Source organism: uncultured Microbacterium sp. (assembly GCF_963524805.1).
Classification (GTDB): Bacteria; Actinomycetota; Actinomycetes; order Actinomycetales; family Microbacteriaceae; genus Microbacterium.
The window spans coordinates 165,749-182,247 of the sequence record NZ_CAURGG010000005.1 but is presented as its reverse complement, the minus strand read 5'-3'; the positions used below and the strand labels follow the sequence as shown (position 1 = coordinate 182,247).

Genomic DNA, 16,499 nt, shown 5'->3' with positions numbered 1-16,499 from the left:
CGCCATCGCGCCGGCCGTAGCTTCGACGCATGCCCGATCGCTTCGTCGCCCGCCCGCGACCTGTCGCCGGCGCCGCGCCGCCGGCTGCGCCGGCGAGCCGGGTGAGAGCACGCAGCGCCCGCGCACAGACCGCGAGCGCCGCACCCCTGGAGTCGCCGGCTCGAGCGCCTCGCGCGGCCGCCGAGCGGCATCCCGTTCTGCAGCCGATCGCGCGCTATCTCGACGACCCCGATGTGACCGACCTGTTCATCAACGGCTCCACGGGGCTGTTCATAGACCGCGGCACCGGTGCGTCGCCGGCGCCGGGATGGCGGGCGCGCGAGGAGGATGTGCGCGAACTCGCGGTGGCGCTCATCGGGCTCGGCGGCCGCCACATCGACGACGCGACGCCGTGCGTGGACGTGCGGCTGCAGGGAGGCGTGCGCGTGCATGCCGTCCTCCCGCCGATCGCGGCCGAGGGCACCGCCATCTCCATCCGCGTGCCGCGCATGGACAGTCCCGACCTCGCGGCGCTGCAAGGGCGCGGGATGTTCGACGAACCGACGCGGGTTCAGCTCGAAGACGCCGTCGTGCGGCGCGAGAACATCCTGATCACGGGCGCCGCGGGCGCGGGGAAGACCACCCTCCTCGCCGCGCTGCTGATGTGCGCCCCCGCCACCGACCGGATCGTCACGATCGAAGATGTGGCCGAACTGCGGCTGCGTCACCCGCACCACGTGCGGCTGGAGGCTCGTCAGGCCAACCTCGAGGGCGCGGGTGCCGTCGGCCTGGCGCGCCTGGTGCGCGAGGCCCTGCGCATGCGGCCCGACCGGCTGGTCGTGGGGGAGTGCCGGGGTGAAGAGGTGCGCGAGCTTCTGTCTGCGCTCAACACCGGACACGACGGCGGAGCCGGGACACTGCATGCCAACGGACTGGCCGACGTGCCCGCCCGGTTGGAGGCCCTCGGAGCGCTCGCCGGGATGGACGACCATGCTGTGGCGCGGCAGGTGGCCAGTGCGATCGGACTCGTGCTGCACGTCGATCGCAGCCACGCGGGCGCGCGGCGCCTCGCGACCGCCGGGCGCCCGGTCATCGGTGCCGCCGGTCGCCTGAGCATCGAGGAGCTGCCATGGCCCGCGCGGTGACTCCGACGGCCATCGCCGATACGGTGCTGCGACTGGCCGTGCTGCTGCAGGCGGGCGTCTCTCCCGCGCGGGCATGGCAGTACCTCGCCGACGCGGGGGACGGTGAAGCGGTCCGGGTGCGCGACGGTGTCGACCGGGGGATGCCGCTGCCTGACGCGATCGCGCACGCGGGGCCTCCACCGCCACGAGATCGTCGCGGCCGGCGGAGGTCTCAGGCCCGCCGGCGCGATGAGGCCGAGCGCGAAGCGGGGTGGCGGGATGTATCGGCCGCCTGGCACGTTGCGACGGCCGTCGGGGCACCGCTCGCCGAGAGCCTGCGCGCCCTTGCCGCCGCGCTCCGGGACGCACAGGAGGCGGCCGACGACGTGCGGGTGGCGCTCGCAGAGCCGGCCGCGACGGCCAAGCTCATGGGCTGGCTGCCGCTCGTGGCGATCGTGCTCGGCATCGCCCTCGGCTTCGACACGCTGAGCACCCTGATCGGCAGTCCGATCGGCGTCGTGTGCCTGGTGCTCGGCGCCGGGCTGATCTTCGCCGGCCAGCGCTGGAACGCCGAGCTGGTGAAGCGAGCACGCGCGGCGGGCGGCATCCCGGGCTTGGAGGCAGAACTGCTGGCGATCGCGCTGAGCAGCGGCGTCTCGATCGACCGGGCGCGTCGGCTCGTCGGCGACGCGACGGGATTCTCACCGGCGGCCGAAACCGACTCGGTTCTCGATCTGTCCCGCAGCGCAGGGGTGCCGGCGGTCGAGCTGCTGCGCGCATCGTCAGCGCTCGCGCGTCATCGGGCTCGGGTGGAGGGGCGACTTCGGGCAGCGCGGCTCTCGACGCGACTGCTGCTCCCGCTCGGGGTCTGCACCCTGCCCGCGTTCCTGCTGCTCGGGGTCGCGCCCATGCTCCTGAGCGTGATGACATCCGTGCCGCTGCCCCTCTGACCGTGCCCACCGAAACGTGCCCACGAACCGTGAAAGGACCCGCCATGTCCCTGCCCCGCTTGACCCGCCGTCGCGCCGACCGTCTCTTCCGAGACGACACCGGCGCAGCCACCGCCGAGTACGCCATCGCCACGATGGCCGCTGTCGCGTTCGCCGGCCTCCTGGTCGTCATCATGCGCAGCGACGAGGTGCGCGGCATCCTGACGGATCTCGTCCGCCGCGCGCTCACCGTCGCATGAGGCGCCGCGGACTCGGCGATGACCGGGGATCGGTCGTCGCCGAGTTCGCCGTCGCCCTGCCGGCGGTCGCCCTCGTCCTCCTTCTGGGCGCCGGAAGCCTCGGCGCCTGCGCGCGGCAGGTGCGCCTGCAGGATGCCGCCGCCGACGCGGCCCGCCTGATCGCCCGCGGCGAGCCGGAGGCCCGCGCGTGGGCGACCATCGCCGCGGCCGTTCCCGGGGCCTCGGGCTCGGCCGACCGGAGCTCGGATCTGGTGTGCGTCACGGCGAGCGCTGCCGCGGCGGTCCTTCCCTTCTCGCTCACCGCATCCAGCTGCGCCCTCGACGGAGGCTGGTGATGGCGGGGACCGTCCTGTCGGTGGGCGTCGTCGCGTGCGCCGCCACGCTTGCGGTGACCTTCGTGACGGCGGGCGGCGCCGCCGTCTTCTCGCAGCGGCTCGCGGGGACCGCCGACGCCGCCGCCCTGGCTGCAGCGGACGCGGCTTCGGGTCTCGTGGACGGCGTGCCGTGCGATCGGGCGGCCGAACTCGCCGCTGTGGGTGGCGCCGAGCTGGCCGCATGCGACCTCGACGGGCTCGTCGCGACGGTGACCGTCTCCGCAGCGTTCGGCCGGGTACCGGCGACGGCCTCGGCGCGCGCCGGGCCGCCGGGCTGATCCGGCGCTCACAGCGCTCGCGTGTCAACTGGTGTGTATGGTGTGCTTCGAAGAAAGGACGCCCCGTTGGCTACAGGCAAGAAGCTCGTCATCGTCGAGTCACCGACGAAGATGAGGTCGATCCAGGGCTACCTCGGCGACGACTACGAGGTGCTCAGCTCCGTCGGGCACATTCGCGATCTGGCGAGCAAGAAGGACATCCCGGCCGACAAGAAGACGGCTTACGGCAAGTACTCGATCGACGTCGACAACGACTTCGAGCCCTACTACGTCGTCAACGACCGCAAGACGCAGACCGTCGCCGAGTTGAAGCGCGCCCTCAAGTCCGCCGACGAAGTCCTGCTCGCCACAGATGAAGACCGCGAAGGCGAAGCCATCGCCTGGCACCTGCTGCAGGTCCTCAAGCCCAAGGTGCCGGTGCACCGCATGGTGTTCCACGAGATCACGCGGGACGCGATCCGCGCCGCTGTCGAGAACACCCGCGAGCTCGACCTCGCGCTGGTCGACGCGCAGGAGACGCGCCGGGTGCTCGACCGCCTCTACGGATGGGACGTGTCGCCCGTGCTCTGGCGGAAGGTCGGCAGCGGCCGCGAGGGCGCCGCCCTCAGCGCCGGTCGGGTCCAGTCCGCCGCAACGCGCATGGTCGTCGACCGGGAGCGTGAACGCATGGCGTTCGTCACCGCCAGCTACTGGGACGTCGAGGCGCTCGCCGTCAAGGACGCAGAAGCCTTCACGACCCGCCTCGCGCGAGTGGACGGCGCACCGCTGGCCCGCGGCACGGACTTCGACGACCGCGGCGAGCTGAAGAAGGTCGTCGTCGTGCTGGACGAGGCGAAGGCGCGCACCCTCGCCTCGGCGATCGAGTCGGTCGGCCAAGCATCGGTCACGGCGCTCGAGTCCAAGCCCGGTACGCGCAGCCCCAAGGCGCCGTTCACGACCTCGACCCTGCAGCAGGAGGCAGGCCGCAAGCTCTCGATGAGCGCGAAGCACGCGATGAGCGTGGCGCAGCGTCTCTATGAGAAGGGATTCATCACCTATATGCGGACCGACTCGACCACGCTGAGCGCGCAGGCCATTCGGGCGGCCCGCGAGCAGGCAGTTGCTCTGTACGGCGACAGGGCCGTGCCCGCGAATCCCCGCGCCTACGCCAGCAAGAGCAAGAATGCGCAGGAGGCCCACGAGGCGATCCGTCCTTCCGGCGAGGAGTTCCGCACGCCGGCCTCTGTCTCCGGCGAACTGGACCGCGACGAGCAGCGGATGTACGACCTCATCTGGAAGCGCACGATCGCAAGCCAGATGTCCGACGCGAAGTACGAGACCACGACGGTGACGCTCGCCGTGGCCGCTCCGGTCGGCGGCGCCGTCCAGCGGGCCGAGTTCACGGCATCCGGCACCGTCTACACCTTCAAGGGCTTCCTCGAGGCCTACGAAGAGGGTCGCGACGAGAAGCGCAGCGATGCCGACAAGGCGGACGACCAGTCCCTCCCGGTGCTCGCGGTCGGCGACACGCTCCGTCTGAAAGACGTCGAGCCCAAGGGGCATTCGACCAGCCCCAAGCCGCGGTACACCGAGGCGAGCCTGGTCAAGGCGCTCGAGGAGAAGGGCATCGGCCGCCCGTCCACCTTCGCGAGCATCATCGATGTGATTCTCGATCGCGGGTACGTCACCAAGCGCGGACAGGCGCTGGTACCCAGCTGGCTCGCTTTCAGCGTCGTTCGCCTCCTGGAAGAGCACTTCGCCGACCTCGTCGACTACGACTTCACCGCCGCGCTCGAGGACGACCTCGACGCGATCGCCCGGGGTGAACAGCAGCGGACGGCCTGGCTCAAGGAGTTCTACTTCGGCTCCGAGGCTCAGCCCGGCCTGCGCAACATCGTGGAGAACCTGGGCGAGATCGACGCACGAGAGCTCAACGCCACCCGCATCAGCGACACCACGACCCTGCGCTTCGGCAAGTACGGGCCGTACCTCGACGTCATCGACCCGGCCGACCCCGATGCGCCGCCGCGGCGCGTCAACATCCCCGACGACCTCGCGCCCGACGAGCTGACCCCCGTGAAGGCGCAGGAGCTCATCGACGCCCCGGTCGCCGGCAACCGCGTCCTCGGCGAGAACCCCGCGAACGGCAAGCTCATCGTGGTGAAGGACGGCCGGTTCGGGCCCTACATCGAAGAGACCGAGCCGGAAGATCCGACGGCCGTCGATCAGGCCACCGGCGAGATCGTCGACGAGGCACCCAAGAAGAAGACGGCATCGAAGAAGGATGCCGCTCCCAAGCCGCGCACCGCCTCCCTGTTCAAGTCGATGTCCGTGGACACGATCGACCTCGACACGGCGCTGCGGCTGCTGGAGCTTCCGCGCACCGTGGGGACCGACCCCGAGTCCGGCGAGCCGATCACCGCTCAGAACGGCCGCTACGGCCCGTATCTGAAGAAGGGGACCGACTCGCGCACGCTCGATTCCGAGCAGCTGATCTTCGACATCGATCTCGAACAGGCGCTCGCGATCTACGCACTGCCGAAGTACGGTGCGCGCCGGGCATCGGCGGCGCTGGCCGAGTTCGACAACGACCCCGTGAGCGGCAAGCCGATCAAGGTCAAGGACGGCCGATTCGGCGCGTACGTCACCGACGGTGAGACGAACGTCACGATCCCGCGGGGACAGACGGTGGCCGACATCACCTACGAGATCGCCGTGCAGATGATCGCCGACAAGCGGGCCAAGGGTCCGGCGCCCAAGCGCACGCCCGCGCGCAAGACGACCACCACCCGCAAGGCGCCGGCCAAGAAGTGACCGGTGTCCCTGGCCCCGGCCGAGGAGTCTTCGTCACGTTCGAGGGCGGCGACGGGGTCGGCAAGACCACGCAGGCGGCGCTGCTGCAGGAGTGGCTCACCGCGCGGGGCCATACCGTGGTGCGCACCCGGGAGCCGGGCGGCACCGAGGTCGGCGTCCTCATCCGCGACATCGTCCTGCACCACCGGGGTGAGATCGCCCCGCGGGCAGAGGCGCTGCTGTACGCCGCCGATCGAGCGCATCACGTCGAGCACCTCGTGCGGCCCGCTCTCGAGCGCGGCGACGTCGTGATCCAGGACCGCTACCTCGACTCCTCGGTGGCCTACCAGGGTGCCGGACGCGTGCTCGGGCGCGAGGAAGTCCGGGATCTGTCCGTGTGGGCGACCGAAGGCCTCCTCCCCGACCTCACGGTGCTGCTCGACCTCGACCCTGCGCGTGCCCGCGAGCGTCTGGATGCGGACGAGAAGCCCTTCGACCGGCTGGAGTCCGAGCGCGGCGCCTTCCACGACAGTGTCCGCGCCGAATTCCTCGCCCTGGCCGAGGCCGAGCCCGATCGATTCCTGGTGCTCGATGCGTCGCGCGTTCCGGCCGACCTGGCGACCGACATCCAGGGTCGCCTGCAGGCGCTCCTGGAGGCGGACGCCGGCGTGGTCCGAGCCGCCGATTAGGCTGATCGCATGGACGGTGCGGCGGTGACGGATGCGCCGGATGCGCCTGCCGTCATGACACCGCAGACCGAGCTGCCCTGGGGCGCCGTGTGGGGTCAGGACGAGGCGGTTGCGACACTGCGAGCGGCGGCATCCGACCCCGCATCTATGACGCACGCCTGGCTCATCACGGGGCCGCCCGGCTCGGGAAGGTCCACCCTGGCCTACGCTTTCGCCGCCGCGCTGATCGCCGAAGACGGCGACGAGCCGGCGATGCGCCAGGTGCTGGCCGGTACGCATCCGGACATGACGGCGCTGCGCACCGAGGGCGTCATCATCTCGATCAAAGACGCGCGTTCGCTCGTCGAACGGTCGTATTTCAGTCCGTCACTCGGTCGCTACCGCGTGATCGTGATGGAGGATGCCGACCGCATGGTCGAGCGCACCTCGAACGTGCTGCTCAAAGCGCTCGAAGAGCCTCCCGAGCGGACGGTGTGGCTGCTGTGCGCGCCGAGCGAAGCCGATCTGCTGCCCACGATCCGCTCCCGTGTGCGCAGTCTGCGCCTGCGCGAACCCGACATCGATGACGTCGCCCGGCTCATCGCCCAGCGCACGGGCGCGCCGATCACCGTCGCCGAGCAGTCGGCGCGACACGCGCAACGGCACATCGGGATGGCCCAGCGCCTGGCGACGGATGCCGCCGCGCGCGGGCGACGCGACGACACGCTCCGCGGCGTGCTCGCGGTACGGGGCGTCGGAGATGCGGTCGAGGTCGCCGGGCGGGTCGTGGCCGCCGCGACCGACGACGCGAAAGGACTCACGGCCGAGCGCGATGAGGCGGAGCGGACGAGTCTGCTGCGCACCCTCGGCATCGCGGACGGGGCGCCGGTTCCTCCCGCCGTCCGATCGCAGCTGAGCGCGCTGGAGGACGACCAGAAGCGTCGCGCCACCCGCAGCCTCCGTGACGGCATCGACCGCGTGCTGACCGATCTGCAGTCCATGTTCCGCGATGTGATCATGCTGCAGTTCGGGCGGGGCGGCCGCGCGGACGGCGACCTCATCAACCGGGAGCTCGAGCCGGAACTGCGCGCCCTCGCTTCGGCCTGGACCGTCGAGCGCACGCTCGTCGTGCTCGACCGCATCGCCGAGACGCGACGCAACCTCGAACAGAACGTCGCCCCCACCCTCGCCCTCGAAAGCATGCTCGTGACCGTTGCGAGCGGGAGGACCCCGTGAAGACCACATCCCTGCGCTCATCGCGCGCCGGCACCGGCTCCGGCCGCCGAGCGCGTCGGCTCCTCGCGGTCGTCGCCGGTCTGGCGGCGGCTTCCGTCGCGCTCTCCGGGTGCCTGTACTCCCTGATTCCGGAATCCCGGCCGTCGTCGACGTCGAGTCTGGCGCCCGACACGGACGGCGTCGCCGCCGACCTGCTGCCCTTCTACGACCAGACGCTCTCCTGGACGGACTGCGGAGGCTTCCAGTGCACGATGGTCACGGCCCCGCTCGACTGGAGCGACCCGTCTGCCGGAGAGATCGAGCTGTCGGTCATCCGCCAGCGCGCGACCTCGGGCGCGGCCATCGGTTCGCTGCTGACCAACCCCGGCGGCCCCGGCTCGAGTGGCGTGAGCCTGATCCGCGACAGCGTCGACTTCGCCGTCGGCGCGGCGCTGCAGGAGCAGTACGACGTGATCGGCTTCGACCCCCGGGGCGTCGGCGAGTCGACCTCGGTGACGTGCTTCGACGACGCGGCGATGGACTCGTACATCTTCGACATCCCGGCCGACCCCCGCGGCTCCGACGCCTGGACCGCCGAGCGCGAGCAGTGGAACGCCGACTTCTCGGCCGCGTGCGAGGCCAACAGCGGCGGCATCCTGCCGTTCGTGACGACCGAGAACGCCGCGCGAGACATGGATCTGCTGCGCGCTGTGCTGGGCGACAAGCAGCTGAACTACCTCGGGTACTCCTACGGCACCTTCCTCGGTGCGACCTACGCGAAGCTCTATCCCGAGCGCGTCGGGCGCCTGGTCCTGGACGGCGCCATCGACCCGGCGGTGTCGGGTTCGGACGTGAGCACCATCCAGGCGATCGGCTTCGAATCGGCTCTGCGCGCGTATATGGCCGACTGTCTCACGCAGTCCGACTGCCCCTTCAGCGGCACGGTCGACGAGGGGATGGCCGACCTGGGGACGATGCTCGCCAGCGTCGACAAGTCGCCTCTCCCGGCAGCGGATGGACGGCTCCTCGGTGCCGACACCCTGCTGACCGGCATCATCGCCGCGCTCTACGCGCAGGAGAGCTGGCCGTACCTGACGGCAGCGCTCACCGACGTGCTCCAGGGGGACCCGGCGATCGCCTTCCAGCTCGCGGACTTCTACTACAACCGCGAGAACGGGACGTATCTGGACAATTCGACCGAGGCGTTCCGGGCGTACAACTGCATGGATTACCCGCCGGAGGATTCCGAAGAGGCCAAGGCCGCCAGCGATGCCCGCATCGCCGCCGAGGCGCCGACGGTCGCGCCGTATTGGTCCGGACCCGACCCGTGCGAGTCCTGGCCCTACCCGCCGACCGGAACCCGCGGCCCGATCACCGCGGACGGCGCCGCCCCGATCGTCGTGGTCGGCACCACGAACGACCCGGCCACCCCCTACGAGTGGGCGGTGTCGCTTGCCGAGCAGCTCTCATCGGGTGTTCTGGTCACGCGTGTCGGCGAGGGTCACACCGGGTACAACAAGGGCAATGCCTGCGTGGATGCCGCCGTCGAGGCGTATCTGCTCCAGGGCACCGTCCCAGAGGACGGGTTGCGCTGCGAGTGACGCGGGCGGCGGCGTTCGCGGGTGCTCCGGCGACCCTGTAAGATCGATGATCGTGCATCGCGCAAGCGGCGCGCGCCACCTTAGCTCAGTCGGCAGAGCATCTCACTCGTAATGAGAAGGTCGAGAGTTCGATTCTCTCAGGTGGCTCACACAGGGTTCAGGGGTCGCTTCGGCGGCCCCTGAACCCGTATGGGCCGCCGATGGACAGCCGATGGACGGGGGTGGGTCAGCGACATGGACACCGCGCTCGATGCGGTCATCGAGATCTTCACCTGGGTCGGCTTCGGTGCCGGTGCGCTGTTGGCGGTCCTCGCGCTGATCGCGCTCCTCCTGGACGGGACGTGGGTCGCGGTGCGGGCCGTCGTCGAACCGACCGAGCACGGGACGGTCGTCCGGTGGTTCGATGAGGACGGCGGCGTAAACGAGGCGGCCCTGACGCACGAGCAGGCTGCGCAGGTGGGAACGGCGGGGATGTACGACATCTTCGCGCGGCGCGGCTGGAGCAACCGGATGCGTTTCACGCACCATTCACCGCTCGTCCGGGCGATCGCGCTGCTGGCGGCCGGCCTGATCGCACTCGGCGTGATCGCCCTCATCGCGTCCGGCGTCCTCCTGTTCGCACGCGGGTGAGCGCAGGCGCTCACGCCAGGGCGAGCAGCCCTCCGGCTACGAGCGCCAGCACGAGCCCCGCCCATTGGATCGCGCCGACGCGCTCCCGCAGGACGATCGCCGCGAGGATGATCGTCCCGGCCGGGTAGAGCGCGGTCAGTGCGGAGACGATCGAGAGGTCGCCGGTGCGCAGCGCGATCAGCAGCAGGACGTTGGCCGCGGCATCCACCACTCCGCAGATGAACGCCAGCGTCCATGCCCGGGCGAGCGACGACGGCGCGCCGACGCTGCCCACTGTCGCGTGCTCGAGGTCGGCGTGGCCGCTCGGGGTGGCTCCGATCGCCACGCCTGACACGTCCAGGATGCTGCCCGGGTGCCGGCCCGCGCGCACGGCCCGGGCGATGAGGGCGATGATGATCAGCGAGGTGATCGCCATGTTGGTGGCGCGCGTCATCAGGAGCGGAACGACACCGCTGTCCGGACTGGTCTGGTCGAGGGCGATGAGGAACGCGCCGATCGCGAGCCCCGCGCCGAGCGCCATGACGAGTCCGCGCGCACTCGGCCGCACGACCTTCTCGCCGGGGATGAAGCCCACCAGCACGACCGCGACCAGGGCCACGGCCAGTCCGACGTATCCGGTGGCCGAGAGTGTTTCGCCATCGATCAGGAGCCCCCACAGCATGGGCGCGATGGCCGAGACGACCGCCGTGAGCGGCGAGAGGATGCTCATCGGGCCGATCGCCAGGCACGCGTACAGCAGAGCGATGGCCACCACGCCGAACGCGCCCGCGACCGCCCCCCACAGGAGGTCGCTGGGAATCCAGCGGCCCCCGATCAGGGGCAGGAGAAGGAGGAGGAAGACGAACCCGGATGCCGCGCTCGCCGCGGTGACGATGATCGAGCGCAGCCGCTTGGCTGCCAGCCCGCCGATGAAGTCGGCCGCTCCGTAGACGACAGCTCCGATGAGCGCGAGAGCGGCCGAGAGCATGATCATCCCAGCTTAGGCCGGGCCTCGGACTCGCTGACGGGGCGTGCGGACCGTCGTACGCTCGAGGCATGAGCAGAGCCCTTTTCGTCGTGGATGTGCAGAACGACTTCACCGAGCACGGAGCGCTGGGGGTCGTCGGCGGCGATGAAGTCGCCGAGCGCATCTCGCGGTTTCTGCAGAGCCACGCGGGGGACTATGAGATCGTGGTCGCCTCACGCGACTGGCATGACGCCGACAACGACAACGGCGGCCACTTCGCGGCGGAGCCGGACTTCGTGGACACGTGGCCCGTCCACTGCGTGGGCGGCACCGCCGGCGCGGAGTACGACGAGGGATTCGACACCTCGGCAGTCACCCACCACCTCAAGAAGGGTCAGGGCAAGCCCGCGTACTCGCTGTTCGAGGGCGTGGCCGACGACGGCACGTCTGCGGCCGAGCTGCTCGAGCGGCACGGCATCATCGACATCGACGTCGTGGGCCTGGCGACCGACTACTGCGTGCGCGCGTCGGCGCTGGATGCGATCGAGAACGGCCGCAGGGTGCGCGTCTTCACCGATCTCGTCGCGGGTGTGCACCCGGACTCCAGTGGAAAGGCTCTGGCCGAGATCGCGCATGCCGGCGCGGAGCTGGTGGAGTCGGGTGACTGAGTCCTTCACGGTACGCCGCGTGCGGTTGAGCGACGTGGACCGCGTACGCAGCATCCGCATCGAGTCCCTCGGAGATGCTGCGGCCGGCATCGCATTCCGCGGAAGCCCCGAGAATGCGACGGCGCAGCCGCCCGAGTTCTGGCAGGAGCGCACGGCCGCCGTGGCGCTCGGCGAATCGGCGGCGCAGTTCGTCGCATAGAGCGGTCGGGAATGGTTCGGCACGGTGACGGTGCTGAGCGCCGAAGCGCGGGGTTCCGATGACGTCGCACGCGCGTCGCTGGTCGCCGTCTATGTGCGTCCCTCGCAGCGCGGTCGCGGCATCCTCGACGCGCTGGTGGATGCCGCGGCCACCTGGGCCGGCGACGCCGGGGCGACCGAGATCGTGCTGGAGGTCCATGAGGACAACGTCCGTGCGCAGCGCGCCTACGCCCGGCTGGGATTCGCACGCACCGGTCGGAGCTCAGTGGGACCGAACGGCACCGAGCAGGAGATGCTGCTCGCCCTGTGACGGCGAGCAACCGCCCTCCGCCGCATTCGGGCTGCCCGCGAGCCGAAGTAGGCTGGATGTCGAGGGCCTCTAGCTCAGTCGGTAGAGCATCGGACTTTTAATCCGCAGGTCGTGGGTTCGAGCCCCACGGGGCCCACAGGAAGAATCGGACGCCGCGTCAGCGGCGTCCGATTCTTCGTGTGGGCGGCGTGTGTCCGCGAAGAAGCCACGGAACAACACCGCTTCGAGCCCCACGGGGCCCCGCCTCAGCCGAGTGTGTCCGCGAAGAGCCCACGAACAGGCACCGCTTCGAGCCCCACGGGGCCGTTCGCGCCCCGTGTGTTCGCACTGCCGAAAGCCCGGAAGGTCACCGAAACACGCCGAAGGGCCCGCTGTCTTCGCGGCGTGTCTGCCGACCGACCGGGCTTTCCGCATCGGCCGCAGCCCTGCCGCACAAACGGAAAGGACGCCACCGAAGTGGCGTCCTTCCCCTCCCCGGTCGACGCGACCGCCGACGCCACCTCGCAGGCATCGACGGTCGCACCGCCCCCAGGGATCCCGGCCGAAGCCGGGAGTCTGGATTACTGAGCCGGCGGCATCAGCACCGTGTCGATGAGGTACACGGTCGCGTTGGCGGTCTGGACGCCACCGCAGATGACCGCGGCCTGTCCGTTGACCATGATGTTGTCTCCGCTGCCGGTGACCTCGAGGTCGGCGCCGTTCACCGTGGTGTGGGTGCCGTCGATGTCGTCGGGCAGGATCTGACCGGGAACCACGTGGTACGTGAGGATCGACGTCAGCAGTGCGCTGTCGGTCTTCAGGACCTCGATGGTGGCCGGGTCGATCTTCGCGAACGCGTCGTCGACCGGCGCGAAGACGGTGAACTCGTCACCGTTGAGCGTGTCGACCAGGTTCACGTCCGGGTTGATCCCACCCGAGACCGCTGCGGTGAGCGTCGTCAGGATCGGGTTGTTCGAGGCGGCCGTGGCCACCGGGTCCTGCGCCATTCCGGCGACCGAACCGGCGCCGTCCGGCACTGCCTCGGCGTAACCGGCGCAACCGGCGCCGACGAGGTTGGCCGCGGGGTCCATCTCCGCTTCGGGCGCCATCGTCTCTTCGGCGGCGGGGGGAGCGGTGGTCTCCTCGGTGGTCGTGCTGCCGCTCGAGGCGGGCGAACATGCGCTCATGACGAGGGCTGCGGCGACGGCGAGAGGTGCGAGCAGATACAGCTTCTTGCGGGACATCTTGTCCTCCTAGGTTTCGCGACGCCGGGGCGGTATCGCAGTGCCAGTGGTGCTGTGGCCACCGGAAGCGGCCTACACGGGGTCTTCGGCGCCCTCACCCGATCGGATGGGACTTTCTCGGAAGAGTTTTTTCGGCCGCCTCGGAGGCGCCGGCTCCGCACGCGGGGGAGGGTGGGCGCATGTGTCACGCCGTCGCGTCGCGCGCTCGCGCGCGCGGTACTAGGGCATGCTGGGGGGTGTGGTGATCGATGGCGTGGACGTGCCCGACGACGGGGCCAACGCTGTCGACCATGCGGGCGACCTGCTGCTGAAGGTGGCCGACGGCGACCAGGGCGCTTTCGCGCAGCTGTACGACATGCTCTCGCCACGCGCGTTCGGTCTGATCCTGCGCGTGCTGGTCGATCGATCGCAGAGCGAAGAGGTCCTGCAGGAGGTCTTCCTGGAGATCTGGCAATCCGCCGGGCGATTCGCTCCGAACAAGGGTCAAGGAAGATCGTGGGTACTCACCATCGCACATCGCCGAGCAGTGGACCGCGTGCGGTCCGCTCAGGCGAGCACCGATCGTGACGTGCGTGCGGGCTTCCGTGACATGGACGTCGCCCATGACGGCGTCGCGGAAGAAGTGGAACTGCGGATCGAAGGGCAGCGCGTCTCAGACGCGCTGGCGACCCTTCCCGATCCGCAGCGGGAAGCCATAACCCTCGCGTATTTCGGGGGATACAGTCAGAGCGAGATCGCGGCCCTCGTGGGGGCGCCGCTGGGAACGATCAAGACGAGGATGCGGGATGGCCTGTCCCGCCTCCGGGTGGAAATGGGGGTGACATCGTGAACGAGCAGGAATTCGCAGAACTGGCGGCCGGCAGCGCGTTGCACGCCCTGTCGCCCGATGACCAGAACGCTTTCGAGACTGCGCGTCGACAGCATCCGGAATGGGAGCATCACGTGACAGCGGATGCCGAAACAGCCGCACTGCTGGCCGACGATGTCATCGACGTCGCACCGCCGCCCGCGCTGCGAGGCGCCTTGCTGGCGCAGATCGCCGGTGCATCGCCGATGACGTCTGGAGGGGATGCCGAGACGCCCGCACTGCGCTCGGACCGACGTGCTGCAGCGCCGGAGGACAGCACGCCGCGGCGCTGGGGTCCTCGATCCTGGTTCGCGCTCGCGGCCTCGCTCGTGCTGCTGGTCGGCGTCGGGTGGGGGGCTGTCTTCGTCGGCGAACGCCTCAACACTCCGGCATCCGTCGTCGCTCTCGACCAGATCGAATCTGCGCCCGACGCCCAGTCCGAGACGGTCAGCCTCTCCGACGGCGGCGAAGTGACCGCCCACTGGTCCGAGTCGCTCGGCAAGGCGGTGCTCGTCTCCGACAGCCTGCCTGACATCTCGGCAGATGAGACCTACGAGCTGTGGTTCGTCCGCGACGGCGCCGCTGTCTCGGCGGGCACCTTCACGACGGAGGACGGGGCGGCGACCGCACTGCTGGACGGCTCGATCGAGTCCGGCGACGTCATCGCGGTGACGGTGGAGCCCTCCGGCGGATCGCCGACCGGACAGCCCACGTCCGACCCGATCGTCGCGATCGAGACCGCCTGAGTCCCGGACAATCCACCGCGGGTAGCCTGGATGGGTGAGCGACGATTCGAGGGAGTTCCACAAACCCGTCCGCCGGCCCGCTGAGCTCTTCGATCGCCGGTTCGCGGCCGAGGACCCCGCCGAGGTGTCGCGCATCGCCCACTCGACTGCTCACGCCCTGCTGTCGCGCGCGCGGGAAGACCGTGACGGCGAGGTCGTGAACCGTCTGGTCGCCTTCACCGACGAACACGGCATCGACGACATCGCGGAACTCTGGTCCCGCTCGCCGGCGAGATCCCTGCCGGGTACGCTGTGGCGGCTGTACCTGATCCAGCTCATGATCCACGACGACCCGCATACCGCCGCTCTGCTGTACGAGCGCGGTCGCCTGGAGATCGCCTCCGTCGACCCGGTCGTCGCCGGAGCGCCGACTCCCGCGGGTCCGGAAGAACTGGTCGACCTCGTGGACACGATCCTGCGCGGACTCTTCCAGGGGGACTTCGCGGTCGCGCTCGACCGCGCCGCCGCGTTCTGCCGCGTGGAGGCGTCCGGCGCGAGTCACCTCGCCGACGATTACGAGCCGACCGAGCCCGAGCGCGCCTCAGCGCTCACGACCAGGGCACTGCGCCTGGCCGACTACGCAACCGACCTGACCGCCTGCGCTGCACTGTGGCGCCGTGAGTCGCTGACCTGACGGCCGGTCCGCAGGGGAGGAAAGTTGGTGCCGGGCCGCAGAACGCCTCTCGGCGCGAGGCCGCTCGCAGCGGCAGAAGATGGAGCCCGGGGTTACTGCGGCCCGGCTGTTCCATTGTAACCGAGGGCTCGGCGCAGGCATTCCCTGGAACGCGAATGGCTAGGCTCGTGGCATGCCCTGGCGCTTCGCCCTCCTGATCGATCCGGCGGCGTCCGACGATCCCCGGGAGGACTACTCCCGCACGTTCTCCGCCGTTGCTCCCGCGGGCCCGGTCCTTCCCGTCGGCGAGTTGAGCACCCAGCGCGGTGACGGCATCTTCGAGTCCATCGGCGTGATCGACGCGCACCCCCAGGAGGTCGAGGCGCACCTGGAGCGGCTCGTGCGTTCCGCCCAGATCTGCGACCTGCCCGCGCCGAACCTCGCGCAGTGGCGCCAGGCGATCGCCGCCGCGGCGGGGCACTGCGGGACGGGGGAGGCGGTCATCAAGCTCATCCTGAGCCGCGGTGTCGAGCGCGGCCCGGCGCCCACCGCCTGGGTCACGGCAGCCGACGCGGCCGACTTCCGCGGTCCGCGGGCCGAAGGCGTCAGAGTCGTGACGCTCGACCGCGGCCACGACAGCGGCGCCCCGGCCCGGGCGCCGTGGCTGCTGCTGGGTGCCAAGACGCTCTCGTACGCGGTGAACATGGCTGCGATCCGCGAAGCCAAGCGCCGTGGTGCCGATGACGCCGTCTTCGTCACCACCGACGGCCTGGTCCTCGAGGCGCCGACCGCCTCGGTGATCATCCGCACCGGAGACGAGTACGCCACGCCGACTCCGGCCGGCGGCATCCTGCAGGGGACGACGCAGGCGAGCGTCTTCTCGTGGCTTGACGCGCAGGGGATCCGCACGGCCTACCGAGACGTGTCGACGGACGAACTCAGGACGGCCGATGCCGCCTGGCTGGTCTCGTCGGTGCGCCTGGCTGCGCCGGTCAGCGAGGTCGACGGCATCCCGATCACCGTCGACGGCGACGTGACCGCGCGTCTGAACGGGTATCTGCTCAGCCCGCGGGACTGAT

The 16,499-nt window shown here is 70.4% G+C and carries 19 protein-coding genes and 2 tRNA genes; 19 read left to right on the top strand and 2 right to left on the bottom strand.

All coding sequences use genetic code 11. From position 1 onward, the window contains the following. Positions 1-29 precede the first annotated feature (29 nt). From RWQ91_RS11830 to RWQ91_RS11780, 11 genes are all read left to right on the top strand, one after another. Positions 30-1,124: a TadA family conjugal transfer-associated ATPase gene (locus RWQ91_RS11830; RefSeq protein WP_314506205.1), complete on the top strand. Its 1,095-nt coding sequence runs from the start codon at positions 30-32 to the stop codon at positions 1,122-1,124. After that, positions 1,109-2,053 (top strand): type II secretion system F family protein, encoded by a 945-nt coding sequence (locus tag RWQ91_RS11825; RefSeq protein WP_314506204.1) that lies wholly within the window; start codon positions 1,109-1,111, stop codon positions 2,051-2,053. Before RWQ91_RS11830 ends, RWQ91_RS11825 begins: the two co-directional genes overlap by 16 nt. A gap of 44 nt (positions 2,054-2,097) precedes the next feature. Then, entirely contained in the window at positions 2,098-2,292 is a 195-nt protein-coding gene (locus RWQ91_RS11820; RefSeq protein ID WP_314506202.1) for a DUF4244 domain-containing protein, read from the top strand. After that, complete coding sequence (locus RWQ91_RS11815) at positions 2,289-2,627, top strand: TadE family type IV pilus minor pilin (RefSeq protein WP_314506200.1); 339 nt, start codon at positions 2,289-2,291, stop codon at positions 2,625-2,627. The genes RWQ91_RS11820 and RWQ91_RS11815 overlap by 4 nt, the downstream gene beginning before the upstream one ends. Further along, a complete protein-coding gene (locus tag RWQ91_RS11810; RefSeq protein WP_314506197.1) occupies positions 2,627-2,944 on the top strand; it encodes an Rv3654c family TadE-like protein in 318 nt (105 codons plus the stop codon). The genes RWQ91_RS11815 and RWQ91_RS11810 overlap by 1 nt, the downstream gene beginning before the upstream one ends. A 66-nt stretch (positions 2,945-3,010) precedes the next feature. Next, a complete protein-coding gene (gene topA, locus RWQ91_RS11805) occupies positions 3,011-5,737 on the top strand; it encodes a type I DNA topoisomerase (RefSeq protein WP_314506194.1) in 2,727 nt (908 codons plus the stop codon). Beyond that, positions 5,734-6,405 carry a dTMP kinase gene (gene tmk, locus RWQ91_RS11800; RefSeq protein WP_314506192.1) on the top strand — a complete coding sequence of 224 codons (672 nt, stop codon included), beginning with the start codon at positions 5,734-5,736 and terminating at the stop codon, positions 6,403-6,405. The genes topA and tmk overlap by 4 nt, the downstream gene beginning before the upstream one ends. A 54-nt stretch (positions 6,406-6,459) precedes the next feature. Beyond that, positions 6,460-7,620: a DNA polymerase III subunit delta' gene (locus RWQ91_RS11795; protein WP_314506305.1), complete on the top strand. Its 1,161-nt coding sequence runs from the start codon at positions 6,460-6,462 to the stop codon at positions 7,618-7,620. Further along, the gene (locus RWQ91_RS11790) at positions 7,617-9,200 is read left to right on the top strand and encodes an alpha/beta hydrolase (RefSeq protein ID WP_314506190.1); all 1,584 of its coding nucleotides are present in this window, start codon (positions 7,617-7,619) and stop codon (positions 9,198-9,200) included. The genes RWQ91_RS11795 and RWQ91_RS11790 overlap by 4 nt, the downstream gene beginning before the upstream one ends. A 74-nt stretch (positions 9,201-9,274) precedes the next feature. Beyond that, positions 9,275-9,347 (top strand) — tRNA-Thr (locus tag RWQ91_RS11785). Between the two features lie 87 nt (positions 9,348-9,434). Further along, entirely contained in the window at positions 9,435-9,830 is a 396-nt protein-coding gene (locus RWQ91_RS11780) for a hypothetical protein (protein ID WP_314506188.1), read from the top strand. Between the two features lie 10 nt (positions 9,831-9,840). Here RWQ91_RS11780 and RWQ91_RS11775 read toward each other — a convergent pair whose 3' ends face one another. Beyond that, positions 9,841-10,803 (bottom strand): EamA family transporter, encoded by a 963-nt coding sequence (locus tag RWQ91_RS11775; protein ID WP_314506186.1) that lies wholly within the window; start codon positions 10,801-10,803, stop codon positions 9,841-9,843. A 62-nt stretch (positions 10,804-10,865) separates the two neighbouring features. On the opposite strand from RWQ91_RS11775, the gene RWQ91_RS11770 reads away from it, so the two are divergent. The 4 genes from RWQ91_RS11770 to RWQ91_RS11755 all read left to right on the top strand — a co-directional run bounded on the left by RWQ91_RS11770 (position 10,866) and on the right by RWQ91_RS11755 (position 12,088). Beyond that, positions 10,866-11,444 (top strand): isochorismatase family protein, encoded by a 579-nt coding sequence (locus tag RWQ91_RS11770; RefSeq protein WP_314506184.1) that lies wholly within the window; start codon positions 10,866-10,868, stop codon positions 11,442-11,444. Next, positions 11,437-11,643 carry a hypothetical protein gene (locus tag RWQ91_RS11765; protein WP_314506182.1) on the top strand — a complete coding sequence of 69 codons (207 nt, stop codon included), beginning with the start codon at positions 11,437-11,439 and terminating at the stop codon, positions 11,641-11,643. The genes RWQ91_RS11770 and RWQ91_RS11765 overlap by 8 nt, the downstream gene beginning before the upstream one ends. Before the next feature lie 24 nt (positions 11,644-11,667). Continuing rightward, entirely contained in the window at positions 11,668-11,952 is a 285-nt protein-coding gene (locus RWQ91_RS11760; RefSeq protein WP_314506180.1) for a GNAT family N-acetyltransferase, read from the top strand. Between the two features lie 63 nt (positions 11,953-12,015). Continuing rightward, positions 12,016-12,088, top strand: a tRNA-Lys gene (locus RWQ91_RS11755). A gap of 424 nt (positions 12,089-12,512) precedes the next feature. Here the strand turns inward: RWQ91_RS11755 and RWQ91_RS11750 are convergent. Continuing rightward, positions 12,513-13,175 carry a fasciclin domain-containing protein gene (locus RWQ91_RS11750; protein WP_314506178.1) on the bottom strand — a complete coding sequence of 221 codons (663 nt, stop codon included), beginning with the start codon at positions 13,173-13,175 and terminating at the stop codon, positions 12,513-12,515. Positions 13,176-13,401: 226 nt separating this feature from the next. Here RWQ91_RS11750 and sigK point away from each other — a divergent pair, with 226 nt between their 5' ends. From sigK to RWQ91_RS11730, 4 genes are all read left to right on the top strand, one after another. Beyond that, positions 13,402-14,004 (top strand): ECF RNA polymerase sigma factor SigK, encoded by a 603-nt coding sequence (sigK, locus tag RWQ91_RS11745; protein WP_314506177.1) that lies wholly within the window; start codon positions 13,402-13,404, stop codon positions 14,002-14,004. Beyond that, entirely contained in the window at positions 14,001-14,768 is a 768-nt protein-coding gene (locus tag RWQ91_RS11740) for an anti-sigma factor (protein WP_314506176.1), read from the top strand. Before sigK ends, RWQ91_RS11740 begins: the two co-directional genes overlap by 4 nt. A 34-nt stretch (positions 14,769-14,802) precedes the next feature. After that, positions 14,803-15,441 carry a DNA-directed RNA polymerase subunit beta gene (locus RWQ91_RS11735; protein WP_314506174.1) on the top strand — a complete coding sequence of 213 codons (639 nt, stop codon included), beginning with the start codon at positions 14,803-14,805 and terminating at the stop codon, positions 15,439-15,441. A 172-nt stretch (positions 15,442-15,613) separates the two neighbouring features. After that, complete coding sequence (locus RWQ91_RS11730) at positions 15,614-16,498, top strand: aminodeoxychorismate lyase (protein WP_314506172.1); 885 nt, start codon at positions 15,614-15,616, stop codon at positions 16,496-16,498. Position 16,499: the final 1 nt, after the last annotated feature.